This window comes from Streptomyces sp. NPDC057445 (genome assembly GCF_042802855.1).
GTDB lineage: Bacteria > Actinomycetota > Actinomycetes > Streptomycetales > Streptomycetaceae > Streptomyces.
In genome coordinates, this window is record NZ_JBHVDH010000005.1 from 78,125 (window position 1) to 102,037 (window position 23,913).

Consider the following 23,913-nt stretch of genomic DNA (forward strand, 5'->3'; position numbering starts at 1 on the left):
CCGGGCCCTCGCGATCACGCCAACGGGTTCGGGCACCGGTCGGCCGGTTACGCCGAAAGCGCAGACCGGCGTGGGGGCACCGAGGTCTTGACGCCTGGCGCGGCGGCTGGATTACTGATCCCGGACAGCTCGACCGAATGATCGGTCGTCCGACTTGCGAGCGGAACACGGGAGCCTTCCGTATGAGTGACCGGACGGACCTGACGGACCTGACGAACCCCGCGGATCTGCTGGACGCCGGCGAGCGGTTGAGCCACGAGGAGCTCCGGGCACTTCAGCTGGAGCGGCTGCGCGCGACCCTGCTTCATGCGTACGAGAACGTCGGCTTCTACCGGGAGTCGTTCGACAAGGCGGGGCTGCGTCCCGAGGACTGCCGCTCGCTCGACGACCTCGCGCGCTTCCCGTTCACGGCGAAGGCCGATCTGCGTGACCACTACCCGTTCGGGATGTTCGCCGTGGAGCAGTCCCGGATCCGGCGCATCCATGCCTCCAGCGGAACGACGGGGCGGCCCACGGTCGTCGGCTACACCGACCGCGATCTCGACACCTGGGCGGACGTCGTGGCCCGCTCGATCCGCGCGGCCGGCGGCCGGCCGGGACACAAGGTCCATGTGGCATACGGATACGGCCTGTTCACGGGCGGCCTCGGCGCGCACTACGGGGCGGAGCGGCTCGGCTGCACGGTCGTCCCGGCGTCGGGCGGCATGACGGCACGTCAGATCCAGCTGATCCAGGACTTCCGGCCCGAGATCATCATGGTGACCCCTTCGTACATGCTCACGCTGCTGGACGAGTTCGAGCGGCAGGGCGTCGATCCCCGCTCGACCTCGCTCAAGGTCGGGATCTTCGGCGCGGAGCCCTGGACCGAGGAGATGCGGCGGGAGATCGAGGAACGTTTCGCGATCGACGCGGTCGACATCTACGGGCTGTCCGAGGTGATGGGCCCGGGCGTGGCGCAGGAGTGCGTGGAGACCAAGGACGGTCTGCACATCTGGGAGGACCACTTCTACCCCGAGGTCGTGGACCCGTTCACGGGCGAGGTGCTGCCGGACGGGGAGGAGGGCGAGCTGGTGTTCACCTCGCTCACCAAGGAGGCCATGCCGGTCGTCCGGTACCGGACCCGGGATCTGACGCGGCTGCTGCCGGGGACGGCCCGGGTGTTCCGTCGGATGGAGAAGGTCACCGGGCGCAGCGACGACATGATCATCCTGCGCGGGGTGAATCTCTTCCCCACACAGATCGAGGAGATCGTGCTGCGTACGCCGGGTGTCGCCCCGCACTTCCAGCTCCGGCTGACCCGTGAGGGCCGGATGGACGCGCTGACGGTCCGCGCGGAGGCCCGCGCCGGGACGTCGTCCGGGCAGCGCGCGGCGGCCGCAGGGCTGATCGCGGCGGCGGTGAAGGACGGCATCGGGGTGTCGGTGGCGGTGGAGGTGGTCGATCCGGAGACACTGGAGCGTTCCGTCGGCAAGATCAAGCGGATCGTGGATCTCCGGAACCCTTAGGCGTCCGGCCTCAGGCTTCCGCCTGTTCGCGGACCCACGACGCGGCCAGCGCCGTCCAGGTCTCCGCGTCCCCCGCGCCTACGGCCAGGCCGAGACTGTGCGGCCCGTGCGCGAACACATGAACGGCATGGGAGACGTTGTGGGCCGCGAGGGCCGAAGCGAAGCGGTAGGTGTGCTCGGGAGGGACGTAGATGTCCTCCGCGGTGTGCCACATGAAGAACGGTGGTGACTCGGGCGTCACCAATGCGTCCAGAGACGTCGCGCGCCGCAGCGCCGGGGTGGCGTCCTCCCCCAGCAGGATCAGCCGGGCAGGCCGGTAGGTCCCGGTCTCCATCGACGTGATCGCATACCCGAGGACCGCGAACTCCACGACCTCCTGCGCCTCTGCGCCGGGTGCGAGGGCCGCAAGGCCGGCCAGGTGCCCGCCGGCGGAGAATCCCATCAGGCCGATACGGTCCGCCCCACTCGCGCGGTGGCGCCGGATCTCGCCACGGAGTGCCTGGAGGGGTACCGGGTGCCTGGCGTTGAGCGGATAGCGGAAGACGCTCGCCCGCACCCCGAGACCGCTGAGCCAGTCGACGATCGGTTCCGCCTCGTGCGGCGCATGCTCGGCGTACCCACCGCCCGGTAGGACGATCACGTGCGTTCCTGCCACTGGCGGTTCCTCGCTTCAGCGGACCTTCGAACGGCTGCTTGTCACCTACCTAACAAGGCATCTGCGCCGACCTCGGAATGACAGGCCGTCAGCCCGTGCGGTACCTCCGTCCGGCGTAGTGACGCAGGACGTTGCGCATGGTGCGGACGAAGGCCTAGCTGTCCGCGAACCGGTCGCGAAGCTCACGCTTGAGGATCTTGCCGCTGGCGTTGCGCGGCAGTTCGTCCACGAAGAGGATCCGCTTCGGGGCCTTGAAGCCGGCCAGGTTCTCGCGTGCGTGGGCGAGAAGTTCCTCCTCGGTCACCCCGTCGCGAGGCACCACGACAGCGGTGACCGCCTCGATCCAGCGCTCGTCGGGGAGGCCGATGACCGCGGCCTCTGCGACGGACGGATGCGTGTAGAGGACGTCCTCGACCTGGCGGGAGGCGACCAGCACTCCGCCGGAGTTGATGACGTCCTTCACCCTGTCGACGACGGTGAAGTACCCCTCGCCGTCCCGGACCACGAGGTCGCCGGAGTGGAACCAGCCGTCGCGGAAGGCCTCCTTGGTCTCGTCCGGCTTGTCCCAGTAGCCCTCGCACAGCTGCGGTGAGCGGTAGACGACCTCGCCGGCCGTGCCGTCCGGGACCTCGTCGCCGTTCTCGTCCACCACCCTGGCCTCGACGTGGCGTACGGTCCTGCCGCAGGAGTCCATCCGGCCTTCGTGCTCGTGGGGTCCGAGTACGGTCGCGAGCGGGCCGATCTCGCTCTGTCCGAAACAGTTGTAGAAGGCGAGCCCGGGGAGCCGGGACCGCAGCCGCTCCAGCACGGGCACCGGCATGATGGAGGCGCCGTAGTACGCCTTGCGCAGCGCGGTCAGATCGCGGGTGGCGAACTGCGGGTGATCAGCGAGACCGATCCACACCGTCGGCGGAGCGAAGAGACTGTCCGCCCGCCCTGCCTCGACCAGGTCGAAGACGGTCTCGGGGTGGGGCGCGTCGAGAATCGTGTTCTCGGCGCCGACTGCGAGATACGGCAGCAGGAACACATGCATCTGGGCGGAGTGGTAGAGCGGCAGTGAGTGCACCGGCCGGTCGTCCGGCCGGAGATCGAGTGCCTCGATGGCGCTGGCGTACTCGTGCACCAGCGCGCGGTGCGTCATCATCGCGCCCTTGGGCAGCGCGGTGGTCCCGGACGTGTACAGGAGCTGCACGAGGTCGCGCGCGTCCCGGTCGGTGTCGAATGCCCGCGGCTCGGCGAGTGCGGCCAGCAGGGAGTCGTCGGTGTCGCGCAGGGCCCGCACGGCGATGCCGTCGGGGATGTGGCCGGCGAGGTCCGGGTCGGTCAGCACGAGCGAACTCCCGGACTGGCTCAGGATGTACGCCAGGTCCTCGCCCGTCAAGTTGTGGTTCACGGGCACATGGACGAGTCCGGCGCGAGAGCAGGCGAGGAAGGCGATCAGATAGGCGTCGGAGTTGTGCGCGTAGGCGGCCACGCGGTCGTACGGGTTCAGACCGTGGTCGCTCAGGACGGCGGCGGCAGTGGTGACGGCGGCGTCCAGTTCCGCGTACGTCCAGGAACGGCCGGCATGGCGGACCGCGGTGCGTTCGGGGTCGCGCAGGGCGCTGCGCCGCACAACGCCGTCGACGGTGCTGCTGAGGAGTCGCTCCATTGCTGCCATGGCTGGATCCTGCGCGCCGCCGCCGCGAGGGTCAAGGAAGCGGATACCGAACGCGATGTCGACAGCGGTCCACGCCTGCTGCGTGCATGTACCAACTGGCGTTCACCACCGTCACCTCGGGAGGCACGTTGCTCTTCCGCACCCGTACAGGACGCCTTGTCGTGGCCGCTCTCGCCCTGGTCACCGCGACCGCGTCGCTGCCCTCCTCGGCAGCCGCCGACTCCCGCGGACACGACCGGCACCGTCCGTCGTCCGGCGGGCTGTCGGCAGTCGTCCGCTAGGACGTTCTGCGCTCGCCGCAGCTGAGAGTGGTGCGGGTCAGCGGCTGAGCAACATCCGGGGACGAGCCGCTTCACGGGCTCATCCCCCGGCCGGGGGGCCGCCCTCCGCTCGGGCGGTCTCCGGCAATGGCTCCTCAAGGGCTGAAGGAGAGAAACACGAAGGCGGCGAACAGCACCAGATGGACCCCGCCCTGGAGCAGAGTGGCCCGTCCCGGTACAAGGGTGAGGATGCTGACCACCGCGGTCAGCACGAGCAGCACCATGTGGGTGGCGTCCTCGCCGAGGATCAGAGCCCCGGGGAGCCAGACGGAGGCGAGCGCGATCGCCGGGATCGTGAGACCGATGCTGGCGATGGCGGAACCGTAGGCGAGGTTGAGGCTGGTCTGCATGCGGTCGCGGCGCGCGGCGCGTACGGCGGCGAGCGTCTCGGGCATCAGGACCAAGAGGGCGATGACGACGCCGACCACGGATTCCGGCAGTCCTGCCGACTCGACGCCGCCTTCGATGGTGGGCGAGACGAGCTTGGCGTCGCCGACGACGGCGACGAGCGCCACGAACAGCAGCGCGACGCTCCACCAGGTCTGACGGACCCCGGGCGGCGGGGCGTGCTCGTCGGGGTCGCACTCCTCGCCCTCTCTGGGGACCGGCAGGAAGTAGTCGCGGTGGCGGACCGTCTGGACGGCGACGAAGAGGCCGTACAGGCAGAGCGAGGCGACCGCGGCGAAGGCCAGTTGGGGTGTGCTGAACTCCGGACCCGGTCTGCCGGTCGTGAACGACGGCAGCACCAGGGTCATGGTGGCGAGGGTGCAGACCACGGCCAGCGCCCCGCCCGAGCCTTCCGCGTGGAACACGGCGACACGTTGTCGCAGCGCGGAGACCAGCAGGCACAGCCCCACGATGCCGTTGCAGGTGATCATGACGGCGGCGAAGACGGTGTCCCTGGCGTACGTGGACGGCTTGGCACCACTGCCCGCCATCAGGGTGACGATCAGGCCGACCTCGATGACGGTCACGGCGACGGCGAGGAGCAGGGAGCCGAAGGGCTCGCCGAGGCGGTGGGCGACGACTTCGGCGTGGTGCACGGCCGCCAGGACCGCGCCCACCAGGCAGACTCCGACGAGGGCGACGGCGAATCCGGGCAGGGAGCGGCCCCAGCCGAGGACGAGCGCGACCGTCGCGACGACCGGCACCCAGGTGGTCCATTGCGCGGTCAGCGCTGTCGTGCCGGTCTTCATGGCGGCCACGCTGCCAGGCGGTGGCCCGGGATGCGCGTGGTGCTGAGCCGATGGGGTCGTCGGCCCACCCGTGGGCGTGGCCGACGGCCCGTTCCCGTGCTCCGGGGTCACAGGGCGCGGGCGTGGCCCTCCCAGTAGGGGTCGCGCAGGCGGCGTTTGTAGAGCTTGCCGTTGGGGTCGCGGGGCATGGCGTCGATGAAGTCGACGCTCTTGGGGCGTTTGTAACCGGCGAGGCGGCCGGCGCAGTGGTCGAGGATCTCGGCGGCGAGGGCCGGGCCGGGGAGCCTGCCTTCGGCAGGCTCGACGACGGCCTTGACCTCCTCGCCCCAGTCGGCGTGCGGTACACCGAAGACCGCCGCGTCGGCCACCGCGGGGTGGGTGAGGAGTGCGGCCTCGATCTCTGCGGGGTAGATGTTGACGCCCCCGGAGATGATCATGTCGATCTTGCGGTCGCGGAGGAAGAGATAGCCGTCCTCGTCGAGGAGGCCGAGGTCACCGACGGTGAAGTAGTCACCGATGCGGTTCTTACGGGTCTTGGCCTCGTCCTTGTGGTAGCTGAAGGCTCCGGTCGACATCTTCATGTAGACGGTGCCCAGTTCACCGGGCGGCAGCCGGTTGCCGTCGTCGTCGAAGACCACGAGTTCGCTGATGGGCCAGGCCTTGCCGACCGTCCCGGGCTTCTTCAGCCATTCCTCGGCGGTGGCGAAGGCGCCGCCGCCCTCGCTCGCCGCGTAGTACTCCTCGACGCAGTTGCCCCACCAGTCGATCATCGCCCGTTTCACATGGTCGGGGCAGGGCGCGGCGCCGTGGATGGCGTGCCGCATCGATGTGACGTCGTACCGGTTGCGTACGTCCTCCGGGAGGGCGAGCAGCCGGTGGAACTGGGTGGGGACCATGTGGGTGTGCGTGCAGGAGTGTGCCTCGATGAGGCGAAGCATCTCCTCGGGTGCCCACTTGTCCATCAGCACCACCCGGTGGCCGATGTGCAGCGACGCTCCGGCGAACTGGAGTACGGCGGTGTGGTAGAGGGGCGAGCAGACCAGATGGACGTTGTCGTCGAAGGGCCTGATGCCGAAGATGCCGAGGAAGCCGCCGAGGTAGGTCTCCTCGGGGAGCTTCCCGGGCAGCGGGCGCCGGATACCGCGTGGCCGGCCGGTGGTGCCTGATGTGTAGTTCATGACCCAGCCGAGAGTGCGGCCGTCGGGTGGCGACTGCGGCTGTCCGTCGAGCAGGTCGGTGTAGCGGCGGAAGCCCTCGACGGTTCCGACGGCGTAGCGGCGGCTCGCGGGCATCCGCGCCTCGTCGGCCGCGGCGGTCGCCGTGGCGGCGAAGCGTTCGTGTGCGATCAGCACCTTGGCTCCGGAGTCCGCGACGATCCAGGCTATCTCGGGGCCGACGAGATGGTGGTTGACGGGGACGAGGTAGAAGCCGGCCTGGGATGCGGCGAGATAGGCGGTGAAGAACTCGACACCGTTGGGGAGCACGACGGCGAAGGCGTCGCCGCGCTCCATGCCTGCCGCGCGCAGACCGTGGACGAGGCGGTTGACGTCGGCGTGGAGCCGGCCCGCCGTCCACTGCTCGCCGTCGGGTGCGATCAGTACGGTGCGGCCGGGGTCGGCCGCCGCCTGGGCCCAGAAGCCGCCCCCGGAGTCCGGCCGGGGGGACCCCGGTCGCTGCTCACTCATGCTCCGCTCCTTCCGGCGATACGGCCGATACGGTCCACGGCGCGTTCGAAGCCGCGGGTGAGATCGTCGAAGACCTGCTGGACGCTGCGTTCGGAGTTCATCCGGCCGACGATCTGGCCGACGGGTGTACCGAGCAGTGGTTCGATCTCGTGCCTCTGGATACGGGAGACGGCTTCGGCGACGAGCAGGCCCTGGAGCGGCATCGGGAGGGTCCCGGGCCCGTTCGGGTCGTCCCAGGCGTCGGTCCACCCGGTACGCAGCTGGCGGGCGGGCTTGCCGGTCAGGGCGCGGGAGCGGACGGTGTCGCCGGAACCGGCCGCGAGGAGTTTGTGGGTGAGGGCGCGGGAATGGAGGTCGGCCTCGGTCGTGGTGAGCCAGACCGAGCCGAGCCAGACTCCCTGGGCGCCCAGGGCGAGCCCGGCGGCGACCTGTTCGCCGCTGCCGATGCCACCGGCGGCGAGTACCGGGAGGGGCGAGACGGCGTCGACCACTTCGGGGGTGAGCACCATGGAGGCGATCTCGCCGGTGTGGCCGCCGGCCTCGTAGCCCTGGGCGACCACGATGTCGATGCCCCCTTCGGCGTGGCGGCGGGCATGCCGGGCGCTGCCGGCGAGGGCTGCCACAAGGACGCCGTGGTCGTGCGCCCGGGCGACGACGTCGGCGGGTGGGGAGCCGAGGGCGTTGGCGAGCAGCTTGATCGGGTAGTCGAAGGCGACGTCGAGCTGACTGCGGGCGACCTGCTCCATCCAGCCGGTGATGCGCCAGCCGGAAGCCTCGCCGTCGGACAGCGGGGGCACGCCGTGTTCGGCGAGGGTCTCCTCGACGAAGCGGCGGTGGCCTTCGGGGATCATCGCCTCCACGTCGGCCTCGGTCAGTGCCCGGCCTCCTGCGGCTTCCACCTTCTTGGCGGGCATGACGACATCGAGGCCGTACGGCTTTCCCCCGGTGCGCTCCTGCATCCAGTCGAGGTCGCGGGCGAGGTCGCCGGGGGCGGTGTAGCGGACGGCGCCGAGGACGCCGAAACCGCCGGCGCGGGTGATGGCCGCGGCGACCGCGGGGAAGGGCGTGAAGCCGAAGATGGCGTGCTCGACTCCCAGTTTCCTGCTCAGCTCCGTCTCCATGGGCGGCAGGATGCCGCAGGACAACTGCCGATGGAAGAGGTTTTCTGATGCTGCGTCAGATTCTTGGAGGGCTTGACGCCCCCTCGGTCCGGTAAGAAAGTTTCACGTGTTGCGCGACTGCCCGAAGGATTCTTTCAGGGAGGGTGAGGCATGACGGAGGCCTCGGCGGACAGAGGGATCGGCCGCCGCCGGCTGGGCGGGGGCCTGCTGGCACTGGGAGGTGCGCTGGTGATCGGACCCTTCCCGGGCGGCGCCGCCGCCGCGGAACCGGGTGACGGGGGCCCGTCCCGTGCGTCGGGCTCCGATGCCGCACCCGGTCCCCGTCACGGCCGTACGACGCTGCGGCGCGGCTCTCCCGAGCAGGCCGGGCTGATCGCCGCGCACCTCGACCGGCTGGTCGCGGACGCCGAGAAGTACCTCGCCCCCTCCCCGGAACACCCGTGGTACGCGGGAGCGGTGCTGCTCGCGGGCCGTGGCGGAACGGTGGCCCTGCACCGGCCGATCGGCAAGGCGGTGCGGTACGCGGCGTACGACGAGAAGACCGACACCGGGGTGGAGTTCCCGGCCGGCCGGCAGATCCCGATGGCGGAGGACACCGTCTTCGATCTCGCCTCGGTGTCCAAGCTGTTCACCTCGATCCTGGCGGTGCAGCAGATCGAGCGGGGTGCACTGGAGCTTCAGGAGCGGGTCGCCGCGTATCTCCCGGAGTTCGGGGCCGCGGGCAAGCAGGACGTGACCGTACGGCAACTGCTCACGCACACGTCCGGATTCCGGGCGTGGATCCCGCTGTTCAGGGAACCCACCAGGGAGGGGAAGCTGCGGCTGCTGTGGAACGAGCCGCCGGCCGATCCGCCGGGCACGAAGTACCGTTACTCCGACCTCAATCTGATCACGCTTCAGCTGATCCTGGAGCAGATCACCGGTCGCGGTCTGGATGCGCTGCTCCATGACGAGATCACCGCTCCGCTCGCAATGCACCGCACTCGTTTCAACCCACCGCCCTCCTGGAAGCCGAAGATCGCCGCGACGGAGGACGCCCGGCTGCCCTGGTCGGGGCTGGACCGCGGTCTGGTGTGGGGTGAGGTGCACGACGAGAACGCCTATGGGTTCGGTGGGGTCGCAGGACACGCCGGAGTGTTCTCCTGCGCCTGGGACCTTGCCGTGCTCGCCAGGACATTGCTCAACGGCGGGGCGTACGGAACGGCCAGGATCCTGACCGACGAGTCGGTGGAGCTGATGTTCACCGACTTCAACACGGCGTTCCCCGGCGACGAGCACGGGCTGGGCTTCGAGCTCTACCAGCACTGGTACATGGGCGCGATGGCCACGCCGCGCACCGCCGGGCACACCGGCTTCACCGGCACCAGCCTGGTCCTCGACCCTTCGACGGACTCGTTCCTCGTGATGCTCGGCAACTCCGTTCATCCGGTGCGCAGTTGGCGCTCCGGCAGCGCCCCGCGCGTCGCCGCCGCCAACCATCTGGCCCGCGCCGTGGCCGTACGTCCGCACCGAGGCCGCACTGCCTGGTTCTCGGGCATGTCCGGCGCGACGACCGCGACCCTGACCCTGCCCGAGCTCACCCCGTCGTCCGGCCGCGCCCGGCTGCGCTGTTCCCTGTGGTGGGACACCGAGCCCGGCTCCGACACGGTCTTCCTGGAGGCTTCCGCGGATGGGGGCGCCGTCTGGCGGCCGGCGCCCTTCACGACCGTACGCCGGGGGCAGCCGCCACTCCCCCACCCCGACGGCCGGGCCACGGGCTGGTCCGGCCGGGTGTGGCACGGCGTCGAATGCGATCTGTCCGCCTGGCGCGGCGCCCCGCTGCGGCTGCGCTGGCGGTACACGACGGATCAGATGTACGTGGGGCGCGGGGTGTACGTGGACGGACTACGGATCGACGACGGCGGCAGGACGCTGTTCGACGAGGCCCGGGCGAAGGACGCGCAGCGCATCGAGGCCTCGGGCTGGACCGCCGCGGCCGACTGAGGTCCCCGCCACGCCGACCGAGGTCCCCGGCCGGGTGCGGGCGGCACCCGGCCCGGCCGGAACCGGTCTCAGCTGTCCAGGACCGTGAGCACGATCTTGCCCCGCGTGCGGCCCGTCTCCCCCAGCCGGTGGGCGTCGGCGGCGCGCTCCAGGGGCAGGACGGTCTCCACCACGGGCCGGAGCTTGCCCGCCGCGGCAAGCCCGGCGATGGCCCGCATACCGGTGGAGTCGGGCTCAACCAGGGTGAAGCCCGTGCGGATGCCCCGGTGGCCGCTCTCGTCGGCGGGCGGAACCTCGTCGGGCGAGGGCAGGGTGACGAGGGTGCCACCGTCACGCAGCACCCGCAGGGAGCGCGTTCCGTAGTCCCCTCCGATCGAGTCGAGGACGACGTCCACCTCCCGGCCTTCGAGCGCCTCCACGAAGTCCTGCCGGGTGTAGTCGATCACCTCGTCGGCACCGAGTTCCTTCAGCAGGGCGTGCTTGTCCTCGCGGGCCGTGCCGATGACGTACGCCCCGCGGGCTGCGGCGATCTGGACGGCGAGATGGCCGACGCCACCCGCCGCCGCATGGACGAGGACCCGGTGGCCGGCGCTCACGCCCGCCGTCTCGACGAGGGACTGCCAGGCGGTCAGGCCGGCCAGCGGAAGCGCCGCCGCCTCCACATGGCCGAGGCCCTCGGGCTTGGGCACGAAGTGACGGGCCGGCCCGGTGACGTACTCGGCGTAGCCTCCGGCCTGGCGCGGGAACTCGGGCATGCCGAACACCTCGTCGCCCGGCCGGTACAGAGTGACGCCCAGGCCGACGGCCGCGACGACACCCGACACGTCGTAGCCCAGCACCGGGGGCTCACCGTGCATCCCGAAGCCGCCCGTGGCCCGGGTCTTCCAGTCGACGGGATTGACCCCGGCCGCGTGCACCCTGACCAGGATCTCCGTCGGTCCCGGGACCGGGCGCTCAAGGGTCACGGCCGTGAGCACCTCGGGTCCGCCCCAGGAGGCCGGGCTGATCGCGCGCATCGTGGTGTCGTTCATGGATCGTCCTTTCCGTTCCTTCGGTACGTCACCACGATCGGCGCTCATCCGCTCACCCAGAACTGGCCGGATGGCCATGATGTGACAGAATCTGGCCATGAGCGCTCTACAGTACCGGGACGCCAGTGGTGAGTGGGATGTGCACGAGGGCTGTGTCGTACAGCCTGGGCCGGACCCGCACCGGGTGGCGGTCCTCGCCCTCGACGGCGTCATGACCTTCGAACTCGGCATCCCCGCACGGATCTTCGGCAGCGCCTGGTCGGCGGACGGGGACGCGCTGTACGAGGTGACGGTGTGCACGCCGGACGGAGGGCCGGTGCGTACCGAGGCGGGTTTCTCGATCGACGTGGAACACGGCCCGGAGGCACTGGAGCACGCGGACACGGTGATCATCGCTCCGACGCACCGGCTGGGTGCCGTCGGCGAGCAAGGGGTGCTCACCGAGCCGCTGGCGGGCGCCCTCGCCCGGATCCGGCCCGGCACCCGGATCGTGTCGATCTGCACCGGCGCGTTCGTCCTCGCCGCGGCAGGGCTGCTCGACGGGCGACCGGCCACCACGCACTGGGCAGAGGCGGGGCACTTCCGGCGGCTCTTCCCGCGCGTCCGCTTCGACGAAGACGTTCTCTTCGTCGACGACGGAGATCTGCTGACCTCGGCAGGGGCGGCCGCCGGCGTCGATGTGTGCCTGCATCTGGTGCGGCGCGACCACGGCAGCGCCCTCGCCAATCAGGTCGCCCGCCGCTGCATCGTGCCGCCGTGGCGGGACGGCGGCCAGGCACAGTACATCGAGCGCCCGGTACCCGCCCCGACGACGGCCACGACGGCGCCCACCCGCGCCTGGGCGCTGGAGCGGCTGCACCGGCCGCTGACCCTGGGTGAGCTGGCCGGGCACGCGCGGATGAGCGTACGGACCTTCACCCGCCGGTTCCGCGACGAGGCCGGCGTCACCCCCGGCCAGTGGCTCACCGCCCAGCGCGTGGAAGTCGCCAAGCAGTTGCTGGAGACGAGCGACCTGTCCATCGATCTCGTCGCCGACCGTGCGGGGTTCGGCAGTGCCAACTCGCTCCGGCAGCACATGCGCGAGCTCGTGGGTGTCTCACCCGCCACGTACCGGCGGACGTTCCACACCTCGTCCGGCGTCACCGCCCACCTGGCACGTGACGCGGCGTCAGCCCGGTAGCGGCGGCTGAGGAGCGGACGTCATCCCCCGAGCGCCGCCATCGCCGCGTTGTGGCCCGGGATGCCGCTCACTCCGCCTCCGCGTACGGCACCGGCGCCGCAGAGCAGCACGTTCGGGTAGGCCGTCTCGACGCCCCAGCGGCCCGTCGATCCGTCGCCGTACGGGAAGGCCAGATCGCGGTGGAAGATGTGCCCGCCCGGCAGCCGCAGGTCGTGCTCCAGGTCAAGCGGTGTCTTCGCCTCGATACAGGGCCGGCCGGCCTCGTCGAGGGCCAGGCAGTCGGCGATGGGCTCCTCGAGGTGGGCGTCGAGTTCGGCGAGGGTGGCCTTCAGCAGCGCGTCACGGGTCGCGTCGGGGGCCTCGGTGAAGAGGCGGGCCGGGGTGTGGAGACCGAAGAGGGTCAGGGTCTGGTAGCCCTGGGCGACGAGTTCCGGGCCGAGGATGGACGGGTCGGTCAGGGAGTGGCAGTAGATCTCGGACGGCGGCACCTCGGGCAGCCGGCCCGCGGCGGCCTCGGCGTACGCGGCCGCCAGCTGGCCGTAGCCCTCGGCGATGTGGAAGGTGCCCGCGAACGCCTGGCGCGGGTCGACGGCCTGGTCGCGGAGCCGGGGCAGCCGGCGCAGCAGCATGTTGACCTTGAGCTGTGCGCCCTCCGCCGGGGCCGGGGGCTCCTCGCCGAGCAGGGCGGACAGGGCCTGCGGCGAGGCGTTGACCAGGACCTTGCGGGCGGCGACCGTGCCTTCCCCTTCCTCCGTGCGGAAGACGACGTCGGCGGGCTCGCCGTCGGTGTCGGTGCCGGTGTGGATACGAATCGCCTCGTGGCCGGTGACGATCTCGGCACCCGCGGCGCGGGCCGCGTCGGCGAGCGCGTCGGTGAGGGCGCCCATGCCGCCGACCGGAACGTCCCAGTCGCCGGTGCCGCCGCCGATGACGTGGTAGAGGAAGCAGCGGTTCTGCACCAGAGAAGGGTCGTGGGCGTCGGCGAAGGTGCCGATGAGCGCGTCGGTGAGGACGACGCCGCGGACCAGGTCGTCCGTGAAGTGCTCCTCGACGGCGGCCCCGATCGGCTCCTCGAAGAGCATCCGCCATGCGGTCTCGTCCCCGATGCGCTCACGCAGCCCTTCCCGCGTGGGCAGCGGCTCGGTCAGTGTGGGGAAGACGCGCTCAGCGACCTGCCTCGTCCTGGCGTAGAAGGCCTCCCACGACTCGTACTCGCGGTCCGAGCCGGTGAGGGCAGCGAACGACTCACGCGTACGGTCGCCGCCGACCAGCAGCCCGGTCGCCCGCCCCTCGCGTACCACCGGTGTGTACGAGGACACGGTCCGCTTCCGGACGGCGAAGCGCAGCCCAAGATCGCTGACGATCTTGTCGGGCAGCAGGGACACCAGATACGAGTACCGGGAGAGCCTGGCGTCGACCCCGGCGAACGGGCGGGTGGAGACGGCCGCTCCCCCGGTGTTCCCGAGACGCTCCAGGACGAGGACGGAACGCCCCGCCCGGGCGAGATAGGCGGCGGCGACGAGTCCGTTGTGGCCACCGCCCACGATGACGGCGTCGTACACGGCTCGGGAGAAGGCTTCGGCTGCTGGCATGCCTCTTCGTAGCACGCGATGATCGCCGCGGACCAGGGGGCGACGGGGAGGACCGCTCGTCACACGTCCCTCTCGGCGGTGACGGTGCCCGCGGAGATCGCCGCCCGGAGCGCCGAGTGGTCGGCGACGGTACGGTCCGCGTACGCCATCGCGAAGTCGGCCATGGCCCGGTCGAAGGTGTCGGACGTGCCGAGATAGGCGGAGATGGCGATCCTCTCCCCGGACCGCGCGTGGGCACGGGCCATCGTTCTTCCGCACAGGGCGGCGTATTCGCCGAGCAGCGCCGGGGACATGCTGGGAACGTCCGCCGAGCCTTTCATGTCGCGCAGCTGCCGCCAGTAGAAGTGACGGCCACCGGGGCCGCTCACCCAGCCGAGGAAGATGTCACTCGCCGCCTGGAGCAGCCGCTGGCCCGCGACGACCCGCTGGCCCTGGTGCTTGTACGCGGAGGCCGCCAGATACGGTTCGAGCACGGACCGCTGCGCCTCCTTGATCTGCAGGAAGAGCGGGTCCCCGGTGTCACGGCCGGTCATCAGCGCGACGAAGCAGCGGGTGCCGACGCTGCCGACGCCCACGACCTTACGGGCGGCCTCCACGAACCGGAACCGGTCCAGCAGGGCCCTGCGGTCCTCCGGCAGGGTGCTGCGGTAGTCGCTGAGGATCTTCCGTACGGCCGCGGCGTCGGCCAGGTCGAGCGGCTCGAGCAGCGGCGGGTCGGCGACGATGTGCCGCTCCCCGCCGACGACCTCGGTGAGCTTCTCCAGCGCCTGCAGGCTGGTGCGGCCGCGGGCCCTGGCGATCTGCGTCTCGACGCGCCGGCGCACCGGCTTCCCGAACAGCGGGAGGAGATCGGCGGTGTCGATCCGCTCGTACCAGACGTCGAGTTCGCCGAGTTCCGCGAGGCGCCGCATGGCGGTCCGGTACGCCTCTGCCGCGGACACGGCGGACCGCCGGGCCTTCGCCGCGGGGTGGCCGTTGTCGAGTGCGGCCACGGCGACGCTGGCGGCGAGCCGTTTCACATCCCATTCGAAGGGGCCGGGCAGGGTCTCGTCGAAGTCGTTGAGGTCGAACAGGAGAGCGCGTTCCGGGGACGCGAAGCCGCCGAAGTTGAGGAGATGGGCGTCGCCACAGAGCTGGACGGTGAGTCCGGTGTTCGCCTGTGCGGCGAGATCGGCGGCCATGACGGCGGGGGCGCCCCGCAGATACGTGAACGGGGACACGGCCATCCGCCCGTAGCGGATGGGCACCAGATCCGGCTCACGGCTCCTGGCCTGCTCCTCGAGGATGCCGAGAGGGTCCGGCCGGTCCGCGGCGGGGATCCAGCGTCCGTGCGACGAGCGGGGTACCTGCTTACGTAGGTCGCGGCCGCGCCGCGCCTCTTCGGCGGGGTCCGTCATGGTCCCAGTGTGCGCGTGTGTCAGGGCCCACCACAGGCGGAGCCCGGCCGAACGGGTGAGGGGCGGCCCGTCCCGGCTGCTCGGCCGCGTTCTGCCTGCCCGAGTTCTGCCTGCCCGCCTCAGTGGGCCCGGGTGCCGCGCTGCTGGCGCAGTGCGGCCACGCGGCGGTACAGCTCGACCGCCTCACCGCCCCTGCCGAGCTGCTCCAGACAGTGCGCCTCGTCGTTGCGGCTGGCCAGTGCGTCGGGGTGGTCGGCGCCGAGGACGCGTTCGCGGGCCTCGGCCACCTGGCGGTAGACGGCGAGTGCGTCGGCCCAGCGGCCCAGCCAGCCGAGGCCGACGGCGACCTCGCGGCGGCTGACGAGGGTGTCGGGATGGTCGGGCCCCAGCACCCGCTCCCGGAGCGCGCAGACGTCACGGGCCTCGGCCAGCGCCTCCTCCCAGCGGGCGAGCCGCCCCAGGTTGACGCCGAGACCGTGGCGGGCGCGCAGGGTCTCGGCGTCGGCGGGGCCGTGCACCCGGGTGCGGTCGTCGACGAGGGCACGGTACAGCTCCAGGGCCTCCGCGCTGCGGCCGAGCCGGCCCAGGCTGATGCCGACCTCGTAGCGGGCGGAGAGCGTGTCGGGATGGTCGGGTCCGAGTGCGTGCGAGCGGGCCGCCGCGACCTCCCGGTACGTCTGCAGGGCCTCGTCCCAGCGGCCGAGCTGACCCAGTGCGTAGGCGACCTCGTAGCGCGTGACCAGCGTGTCCGGGTGGCCTGCGCCGAGTACCCTGGCCCGCGCGGCGGCCACTTCGTACGCCATGCGGTACGAGTCCTCCAGCCGGCCGAGCCGGCTGAGGTTGAAGGCCAGGTTGTGGCGGCAGCGGAGGGTGTCGGGATGGTCGGGTCCCACGGTGCGTTCGCGGGACGCCAGGACTGCCGAATAGACCTGGTGTGCCTCGAAGTGACGTCCGAGCTGACCGAGTACGTACGCGGTCTCCTGGCGGGCGGCCAGGGTCTCCGGGTGGTCGGCGCCCATGGAACGCTCGCGGCCGTCGGCGACGCGGCCGAACTCACGCAGCGCGTCGACGGTGCGCCCGGTCCTGCTGAGGGTGAAGCCGACCTCGTAGCGGCTGGCCAGAGAGTCGGGGTGGTCGGGGCCCAGCACATGCTCGCGCTCCGCCAGGACCGCGCGGTGCACCTCGCCCGCCTCCTCCCATCGACCGAGCCTGCCGAGGCTCAGCCCCGCGTTGTGGCGGCTGGTGAGCACGGCCAGCAGTTCGGGCGGCGGGGTGGGGCGCTCCGGGCGCGGCAACTGCACGGGCACCGGGGCGTGCAAGGCCACTCCGGTGGTCCACTCACCGGTGAGGCCCGCGGTGAAATCGGGCGGGGTGGTGCGGAGCGTGGACGCACCGGCCGCCTTGTGGCCGGTGGTCATGCCGCGCGTCCAGGAAGGCAGTCGCCGCTCGCGGGCCGTCGGCGACCGGTGCGGGTCGGGCTTCACCACCGCGGGAGACACGGGGGCGGGTGCGGACCGGGCGGCGATGATCCGTCGGCGCAGGTCCTTGGCGTCGGCCGGGCGGCCCTCGGGCGTCTTGGCGAGCAGGTCGAGGACGATCCGGTCCATGAAGCCCGGCAGTTCGGCCCGGCGCCCCCGCGGCGGCTGGGGCGGGGTGTCCCGGTGTCCGACGAGAATGGCCCAGGCGTCGCCGTGGTCGAACGGCGGGGCGCCGGTGGCGATCTCGTACAGCACGCATCCCAGCGAGTAGAGGTCGCTGCGGTGGTCGACATGGCCGCCGCTGATCTGCTCCGGCGACATGTAGTGCGGGGTGCCCATGGCGATGCCCGTGCCGGTGAGCCGCGAGGTGAAGCCGATGTCGTGGCCGAGCCTGGCGATGCCGAAGTCGCAGATCTTCACGGTGCCGTCGGTGAGGCGCATGATGTTGGCGGGCTTCAGATCCCGGTGGACGATGCCCTGTTCATGTGTGTACGCGAGGGCGTCGGCCACCTGTTCCGCGATGTCGACGATGTCGGGCACGGCCAGCGGGTGCTGCTTGTTGTCCTCCAGCAGCTGGCTGAGGTTGCGCCCCTCCAGGAGTTCCATCACCAGGTAGAGCACGCCGTCGTCCTCACCGAAGTCATGGACGACGGTGACGCCGCGGTGCTGCAGCGCGGCGGCGACACGGGCCTCCCGGCGGAAGCGTTCACGCAGGACACCGGTGAAGGACTGGTCGTGCTGCTGCCCCAGGGGTTTGAGGCATTTGACCGCGACGCGCCGGCCGAGGGACTCGTCGTGGGCCCGCCACACCTCGCCCATGCCTCCGCGCCCGATCACATCGAGCAGCCGGTACCGGCCTTGGATCAGCCTGGTGTCCGCCATCGCGTGCAGTCGCCCCCGTCGCTTCGCTGCGCCCTCCCCGGCCCGTCCAGTATGGCCGTCCGTCTGCGGAGTTTGTACGGTGCGGGCCTGCTGTCGGGGCCGAGTCGTGCCATTGCCTTCAAGATGTGACCTGGCGGAAGTTGCCAGCGCAGCCGGGAGGGGACGGAGCGTAGCGTGTTCCCGGTGGCGATGAGCTGACGGGTGACCCGCTCCGGCGGCGGTGCGGGACGTCCGTAGAGCTCGTGGGCGTACGGGGGCAGGGTGTTGTACGCGAGCGCCGCCACACGCCGCCAGAGGAGTTCGCGCGCCGGGACGAGGAGGGTGTGAACGGGCGGGCGGCGCAGGAAGCGGTCGACCGTGCGGGCGTCCGCCCCGGCCGCGAGTTCCGGACGTACGGCCGTGAAGTAGCCGGCCAGTTCGGCGGTGGTGGCGGGCACCGCGGCCGGTTCGAGGCCGACGAGCCGGGCGCTCTCGCGGTGTTCGTCTATGTAGCGGTCGGCCTGGGCGTCGCTGAGCGGGAAGCCGGACCGGCGCAGGACATGGACATAGGAGTCCACCTCGGCGCAGTGGACCCACAGCAGCAGATCCGGCTCGTCCACGCCCAGCAGCCGGTGGATCTTGCGCACCCGGGCGCCGGCCCGCTCGGCGGCCCCGGAGGTTCCGTAGGTGATGGTGCCGACGTAGTTCGCGGTGCGAAGGAGGCGGCCCCAGGCGTCGCGCCTGAAGTCGCTGTTGATCATGACCCCGCGCACCGCGCGGGGGTGCAGGGCCTGGAGGTAGAGCGCACGGACCCCGGCGACCCACATCATCGGATCGCCGTGCATCTGCCAGGTGACCGATCGGGGGCCGAAGAGTCCGGGGTCGCGCTCCTTGGAGTCGGTGCTCATGGGTCGACGTTGCACCTCCCAGCTCCAGTTGTCACCTGCCTGGTCTGTGACCGGTGTTCTCGCGGCGTATGTCCCCGCCTTGCGTGCCGGTCCGGGTCTCTTGTCGGCACCGATGACCCTGCACCCGCCTCTGCCGTCCTCGGCCGGCTCCTGTCATGAACGACGGGCTGTCCCCACGGACTGCTTCTCGTTGAGCCGGCTGTAGATCCGTTCCGGAGTCAGCGGCAGCGCGCGGTAGCGGACGCCCGTGGCGTCGTGAAGCGCATTCGCCAACGCGGGGGCCACCGGGTTGATGCAGCATTCCGCCATTCCCTTGGACCGCATGGGTCCGACGGAATCGGCCGAGTCCACCAGGAGCACTTCGGTGCGGGGGACATCGGCGTAGGTGGGGATGCGGTAGTTGCGGAAGTTCGGGTTGACCATGACACCGTTCGCGTCGACGTGGTGATTCTCCGTCAGCGCGAAACCGATTCCCTGGGCGACACCCCCTTCCACCTGTCCCCGGACCTGCGCGGGGTTGATGACCGCGCCGGCGTCGGTCGCCTGGACGCTGTGAAGGATGCGGATCTCGCCGGTCACCCGATGGACGGCGATGCGGAACCCCTGCGTATTGGAGGTGACGCTTCGGGGCGAGCCGTACGCCTTGCGGGCCGTGGTGAACCGGATCCCGCGCGCCCGGGCCGATGCGACGAGTTCGGCCAGCGACACGCGCCGATCGCCGCAGACGACACCCTCGTCGTCCATCGAGCACATCACGACATGGACCCCTGTGTACGCGGCAGCAAATTCCGTGATGCGGTCGCGCACGGCATTGGCCGCCTGGAGTACCGCGTTGCCCGACACGAAAAGGCCTGCACTCGCGAAGGCACCGGTGTCGAATCCCGTACGGTCGGTGTCCGACTGCACCAGGCGGATCCGCGAGGGCGTCGTGCCCAGCTGGTTGGCCGCGATCTGGACATGGGCGGTCGAGGTGCCCTCACCGAATTCGACCGTTCCTACGGCCACCTCGTACACGAGGTCGTCGCCGAGCGTGACCCACGCCTCCGAGGTGTGTTCGGTCGGGGGCGCGGTCTCGTGCAAGGAACTCGCGACGCCGACCCCGACGAGCCACTCACGGCCGGGGGACGGCTCGTCCGCCGTACGGGCCAGGACGCCATCCACCAGATCGATGCACTTCGCGAGCCCGTCCTCGGCGAACACCACGTCGTCGGGACCGTCGTCCAAGGCGACGAGGGGATCACCCGGTCGCACGATGTTGCGTCGTCGCAGTTCGAGCGGATCGATGTGCAGGGCGAGTGCCAGTTCGCCCATCGCCGACTCCACGGCGAACGCCGGTTGCGTCATCCCGTAACCGCGCAGCGCCCCGCTCGGAACGGTGTTCGTGTAGACGGAGAAGGCGTCGTACTTCTTGTTGGGGCAGCGGTAGATCATCATGGCGGCGCCGCCTGCATACAGCGTTTCGCCGCCGTGGTTGCCGTAGGCGCCCGTGTTCGACACATTGCGGACCTGGAACGCGGTGAGTGTGCCGTCCGCCTTCGCTCCCAGCCTGACCGTCAGCGTCATCGGATGCCGTGGCGAAGCCGTGGTGAACTCCTCCTCGCGGGTGTACTCGAAACAGACAGGTCGCCCGGTGTCCAGGGTGGCAAGCGCGACCAGATCCTCCGAGATCACTTCCTGCTTGCCGCCGAAGCCGCCGCCGACGCGCTTGCAGAACACGCGGAGCTGGTCAGGGCGCAGCGCGAAAAGATGCGCGAGTTTGACTTTTGCGATCGACGGCGACTGCGAACTGGTGCGGACGTTCAGACGACCGTTCTCCATCCAGGCGATCGAGCCATGGGTCTCGAGATGAGCGTGCTGCACTCGCGGTGAGGAGTACGTGCCTTCGTGGATCACGTCGGCCTCGGCGAACCCTGCGTCGACATCGCCGATGTGCGAATGGATCTCGAGCAGGATGTTGCGGGCGGGATCCCGTACGAAGGGATCGTCCGCGCCGTGCAGCTGTGGCGCCCCCTCGGCCATCGCCTCCTCGGGGTCGAACACCGCCGGCATGACCTCGTATTCGACAACGGCCCTTCGGCAGCCCTCTTCTGCCGCCCCGACCGTGTCGGCCAGGACCGCGACGACGCGTTGGCCGACGAAACGGACCGTGTTGTCGAGGATGAGGGTGTCGTCCGGGTCGACGAGATGGTCGGTGTGGATCGCCGTCGTAAAATGCCTGCGCGGCACATCTTCCCAGGTGTAGACCCGGTGCACGCCGGGAACTGCGAGTGCGGCGGTCTTGTCGATCGAGACGATCCGGGCGTGCGCGTGTGGTGAGTGCAGCACCTTGAGGTGCAGCATGCCTTCGATGTGCGTGTCCATCGTGAACTCGGCGCGACCGGTTACCACGTCGTCGGCCGCCGGCGCACCGACGCTCGTTCCCACGGCCTTGCCCGGCGCGGCTGTCTCCACCCCGACGACGCCCTTCACGGCATCCTCGATCCCCCGGTAGCCGGTACAGCGGCAGAGGTTGCCCTTCAACGCCCGTGGCAAGTCCTCCTTCTGGGCCTCGGTGAACGTTGCCGACGTCATGATCATCCCTGCTGTGCAGAAACCGCACTGGAACCCCGGGGCGTCGCGGAACTGCCGCTGCAACGGATGCAGGTTGCCGGGCGATCCGATCCCCTCGATCGTCGTCACCTCACGACCGTCCGCGCGGAAAGCAGGGGTGATGCAGCTGTGTACAGGATTGCCGTCCAGCCACACCGTGCATGCACCGCAATCGCCTGCGTCGCAGCCCTTCTTGACGCCGTGGTGGCCGAGTGAGCGGAGGAAGGTGCGCAGGCACTGGCCGGGGTCCGGCTCTTCGTCGAAGCTCCTGCCGTTGACGACGCAGGTCATGACAGACCCCCAGTTGTGAGTTCGCGACGTATTTCTTCGGCGAAGTACTTCGTCAGGTGGCGACGGTGGTCGGGGGTCCCGTTGGGGTCGGCGAACCAGAGGTGGGCGGGGACGACGTCGATGCTCTGCTGCAGAGCTCGGGCATCGGGCATGGTGTCGAATGCAATGCGTACAGGCCGGGTGGTGCCGGCTGTGACGGTGAGCAGCAGGTCATTCGTTCCAGGCGTTTGCGTACCGATGAGGAATACCGTCGAACGGCCGAGGTGGGTCAGCGTGAAGCGACGGTGCGCGGTGCGTTTCCTCAGTGCGCGCACCGGAATGTCGATGCGCCGCAGGACTTCCCCCGGCACGAGAATGTTCCGGTTGTTTCCGGTCACGAAGTCGAGGGCGTCGACGATGCGCGTGGACCCGTCAGGCGCCCACAGTTCGTACTCTGCCTCGAGTGCGACCGTCAGGGTGATCATCGGGCCGGCGGGCAGAGACATGCAGATGTTGCCGCCGACGGTCGCCGCGTTCCAGACCTTGAACGAGGACAGGAACGCCTCGCAGCTCTTCGCGAAAAGGGTGCCCGCAGTCCAATCACCCGGCAGCCCCAAGGCATTCAGATCGCGGATGGTGCACGTTGCGCCGATCTCGAGGCCCGCGTCGCTCGGGAGGAGAGAGTCCCAGTGCAACGCTGTCAGGTCGATCAGGCGGCGCAGGCCTGGCTGTTCCGTGGAGAACAGCCACGTTCCGCCCGCGAGCCAGGCGTCGCCTTCGCGCCAGTGGACGCCTGGCCGTTCGGTCGGCCGCCGGATGACTTCGGTGATGGTGTTGAGGTCCATGAGAACCGATCTCCCTCACGACGACAATCGTGCGACGGACCCCTACCGAACTCGATCAACCAGTGTGTGGGGCAGCGGCGTTCGTCGCAACGCCGACATTCCCCCGGCTTCTGCTGCAGGAAATGCCGCGGACATGCGTTGTCGTCCACGGGTATTCGGCTCGGCACACTCCGCCGAATGTCGACGGCCACGATGCCGCCTGGAAGTGGCACAGCCCAGAGCGACAGAATCGAATTCCGGCCGCTGCGATCGAACTGCTTCGAGGAAGGACCGGCGGGCGCAAATTTTCCCGTCAATCATATCGCAGGCCGGGCCGGCCCCGCGAAGTCAGGGCTCGGTGTGACGTCAAGGTTGCGCCAGGTCACCATGGTGCGGGGCGCGTTGCCGGTACGAAGCTGAGGGCCGTCCTCGGCGAAGGTCACATCGCGGACGTGGTGGAGGGGATTACGCGGCCCCCATGGCGTCCGGCAGGTCAGGGGAGGATCGAGTCGACGTAGCCGCCGTCGACCCGCAGGGCTCCGCCGGTGGTGGCCGAGGCGAGGGGCGAGCTGAGGTAGACGACCATATGGGCGATCTCCTCGGGCTCGATGAGCCGTTGGATCAGGGACTGCGGCCGGTGCTCTCGCATGAAGACGCGCTGCGCCTCGTCCCAGGGCAGGTCCTTGTCGACCAGTTCGTAGACGAAGTCCTCGACCCCGCCGGTGTGGGAGGGTCCGGCGATCACCGAGTTGACCGTCACACCGGTGCCGGCCGCCTCTTTCGCGAAGCCGCGGGTCACGGCGAGCAGGGCTGTCTTGGTCACGCCGTAGTGGATCATCTCGGCCGGAATGACCACCGCCGAGTCGCTTGCGATGTTGAGCACCCGGCCCCAGCTCCGACCGGTCATACCGGGCAGGTAGGCCCGGATGAGCTTCACCGCGGTGAGGACGTTCACCTCGAAGTATCGCCGCCACTCGCCGTCGTCGATCTCCAGGGCGGGGCGGGCACCGAAGATGCCGAGGTTGTTGACGAGGATGTCGGTCTCGCGAAGCCGGCCGACCACCTCGGCCATACCTTGGTCGGTTGCGAGATCGCCGGGCACCGCCAGTACGTCCGCGTCGGGCACCTGCCTGTGCAACCTCTCCACGGCCTCCTGGGCCCGGTCGGCGTCCCGGCCGTTCACGGCGACACGTGCGCCTGCCGCCGCCAACCCGAAGGCGATGGCAGCGCCGATGCCCTGAGTGGAACCGGTGACCAGGGCAGTCCTGCCTTCCAGGGTGATCCGCATAGGGGAACCGTGCTCCTCATATGATCCTTCGGGACGTCAGGGCAACGGCCTGCTGACCCTGACGGCCCCGACGTACGGGTGTGAGCCGTGAGCAACGGAGGTCGGAGGCACGACGGAGTGCCCGTCCGCTGTGACCCATCCACCGGGCACCCGGCTCGACGTTCCCTGCACGGGCCGCTTGAACGCCGCACCTGCCGGCTCCTCTCGCTCCTGCGGGAGGTTATGCCCCCGCCTGTCCTGAGCCATGGCGCGACACGGCAGGCGTGCCTGACGCGCGCGGACACCCGCAGGATCTTGACCGTGATGCCGACACCAGCTCCGCCGAAGATCGGTCGCCATGACAGCCGGGGCACGTGTTCTCCCCGACGAC

At 70.4% G+C, this 23,913-nt stretch carries 17 protein-coding genes; 4 read left to right on the forward strand and 13 right to left on the reverse strand.

Annotation, left to right across the window (positions count from 1 at the left end; translation table 11 throughout):
- Positions 1–182: 182 nt before the first annotated feature.
- The gene (paaK, locus tag ACFU5O_RS13795; protein WP_384239824.1) at positions 183–1,505 is read left to right on the forward strand and encodes a phenylacetate--CoA ligase PaaK; all 1,323 of its coding nucleotides are present in this window, start codon (positions 183–185) and stop codon (positions 1,503–1,505) included.
- 10 nt (positions 1,506–1,515) lie between these two features.
- Here the strand turns inward: paaK and ACFU5O_RS13800 are convergent, their stop codons facing one another.
- Together ACFU5O_RS13800 and ACFU5O_RS13805 are read right to left on the reverse strand one after the other, a co-directional pair.
- Positions 1,516–2,160, reverse strand: coding sequence for an alpha/beta hydrolase (locus tag ACFU5O_RS13800; protein ID WP_384239826.1), 645 nt, complete (start codon positions 2,158–2,160; stop codon positions 1,516–1,518).
- 154 nt (positions 2,161–2,314) lie between these two features.
- Positions 2,315–3,811 (reverse strand): fatty acyl-CoA synthetase, encoded by a 1,497-nt coding sequence (locus tag ACFU5O_RS13805; protein WP_384240421.1) that lies wholly within the window; start codon positions 3,809–3,811, stop codon positions 2,315–2,317.
- Positions 3,812–3,906: 95 nt separating this feature from the next.
- On the opposite strand from ACFU5O_RS13805, the gene ACFU5O_RS13810 reads away from it, so the two are divergent.
- The gene (locus ACFU5O_RS13810) at positions 3,907–4,101 is read left to right on the forward strand and encodes a hypothetical protein (protein ID WP_384239828.1); all 195 of its coding nucleotides are present in this window, start codon (positions 3,907–3,909) and stop codon (positions 4,099–4,101) included.
- A 134-nt stretch (positions 4,102–4,235) separates the two neighbouring features.
- Here ACFU5O_RS13810 and ACFU5O_RS13815 read toward each other — a convergent pair whose 3' ends face one another.
- The 3 genes from ACFU5O_RS13815 to ACFU5O_RS13825 form a co-directional block, all read right to left on the reverse strand.
- Positions 4,236–5,336, reverse strand: a complete 1,101-nt coding sequence (locus tag ACFU5O_RS13815) for a calcium:proton antiporter (RefSeq protein WP_384239830.1) — start codon at positions 5,334–5,336, stop codon at positions 4,236–4,238.
- Between the two features lie 107 nt (positions 5,337–5,443).
- Entirely contained in the window at positions 5,444–7,021 is a 1,578-nt protein-coding gene (locus ACFU5O_RS13820; RefSeq protein ID WP_384239832.1) for an acyl-CoA synthetase, read from the reverse strand.
- Positions 7,018–8,142, reverse strand: a complete 1,125-nt coding sequence (locus ACFU5O_RS13825; RefSeq protein WP_384239834.1) for an NAD(P)H-dependent flavin oxidoreductase — start codon at positions 8,140–8,142, stop codon at positions 7,018–7,020. The genes ACFU5O_RS13820 and ACFU5O_RS13825 overlap by 4 nt, the downstream gene beginning before the upstream one ends.
- Positions 8,143–8,292: 150 nt before the next feature.
- On the opposite strand from ACFU5O_RS13825, the gene ACFU5O_RS13830 reads away from it, so the two are divergent.
- Positions 8,293–10,125 (forward strand): serine hydrolase, encoded by a 1,833-nt coding sequence (locus tag ACFU5O_RS13830; protein ID WP_384239836.1) that lies wholly within the window; start codon positions 8,293–8,295, stop codon positions 10,123–10,125.
- Between the two features lie 68 nt (positions 10,126–10,193).
- Here ACFU5O_RS13830 and ACFU5O_RS13835 read toward each other — a convergent pair whose 3' ends face one another.
- Positions 10,194–11,156 (reverse strand): NADP-dependent oxidoreductase, encoded by a 963-nt coding sequence (locus tag ACFU5O_RS13835; RefSeq protein ID WP_384239838.1) that lies wholly within the window; start codon positions 11,154–11,156, stop codon positions 10,194–10,196.
- Between the two features lie 97 nt (positions 11,157–11,253).
- Here ACFU5O_RS13835 and ACFU5O_RS13840 point away from each other — a divergent pair, with 97 nt between their 5' ends.
- Positions 11,254–12,336, forward strand: coding sequence for a GlxA family transcriptional regulator (locus ACFU5O_RS13840; protein ID WP_384239840.1), 1,083 nt, complete (start codon positions 11,254–11,256; stop codon positions 12,334–12,336).
- A gap of 20 nt (positions 12,337–12,356) precedes the next feature.
- Here the strand turns inward: ACFU5O_RS13840 and ACFU5O_RS13845 are convergent, their stop codons facing one another.
- From ACFU5O_RS13845 to ACFU5O_RS13875, 7 genes are all read right to left on the reverse strand, one after another.
- Positions 12,357–13,928 (reverse strand): phytoene desaturase family protein, encoded by a 1,572-nt coding sequence (locus ACFU5O_RS13845; protein WP_384239842.1) that lies wholly within the window; start codon positions 13,926–13,928, stop codon positions 12,357–12,359.
- Between the two features lie 59 nt (positions 13,929–13,987).
- Positions 13,988–15,325, reverse strand: coding sequence for a DUF2252 domain-containing protein (locus tag ACFU5O_RS13850; RefSeq protein WP_384239844.1), 1,338 nt, complete (start codon positions 15,323–15,325; stop codon positions 13,988–13,990).
- A 119-nt stretch (positions 15,326–15,444) separates the two neighbouring features.
- Positions 15,445–17,685 carry a tetratricopeptide repeat protein gene (locus tag ACFU5O_RS13855; RefSeq protein WP_384239846.1) on the reverse strand — a complete coding sequence of 747 codons (2,241 nt, stop codon included), beginning with the start codon at positions 17,683–17,685 and terminating at the stop codon, positions 15,445–15,447.
- Positions 17,667–18,572, reverse strand: coding sequence for an oxygenase MpaB family protein (locus tag ACFU5O_RS13860; protein ID WP_384239848.1), 906 nt, complete (start codon positions 18,570–18,572; stop codon positions 17,667–17,669). Before ACFU5O_RS13860 ends, ACFU5O_RS13855 begins: the two co-directional genes overlap by 19 nt.
- A 153-nt stretch (positions 18,573–18,725) precedes the next feature.
- Positions 18,726–21,452: a molybdopterin-dependent oxidoreductase gene (locus ACFU5O_RS13865; RefSeq protein WP_384239849.1), complete on the reverse strand. Its 2,727-nt coding sequence runs from the start codon at positions 21,450–21,452 to the stop codon at positions 18,726–18,728.
- Entirely contained in the window at positions 21,449–22,276 is an 828-nt protein-coding gene (locus ACFU5O_RS13870; RefSeq protein ID WP_384239851.1) for an FAD binding domain-containing protein, read from the reverse strand. The genes ACFU5O_RS13865 and ACFU5O_RS13870 overlap by 4 nt, the downstream gene beginning before the upstream one ends.
- A 472-nt stretch (positions 22,277–22,748) precedes the next feature.
- Positions 22,749–23,543 (reverse strand): SDR family NAD(P)-dependent oxidoreductase, encoded by a 795-nt coding sequence (locus ACFU5O_RS13875; RefSeq protein ID WP_384239853.1) that lies wholly within the window; start codon positions 23,541–23,543, stop codon positions 22,749–22,751.
- Positions 23,544–23,913 lie beyond the last annotated feature (370 nt).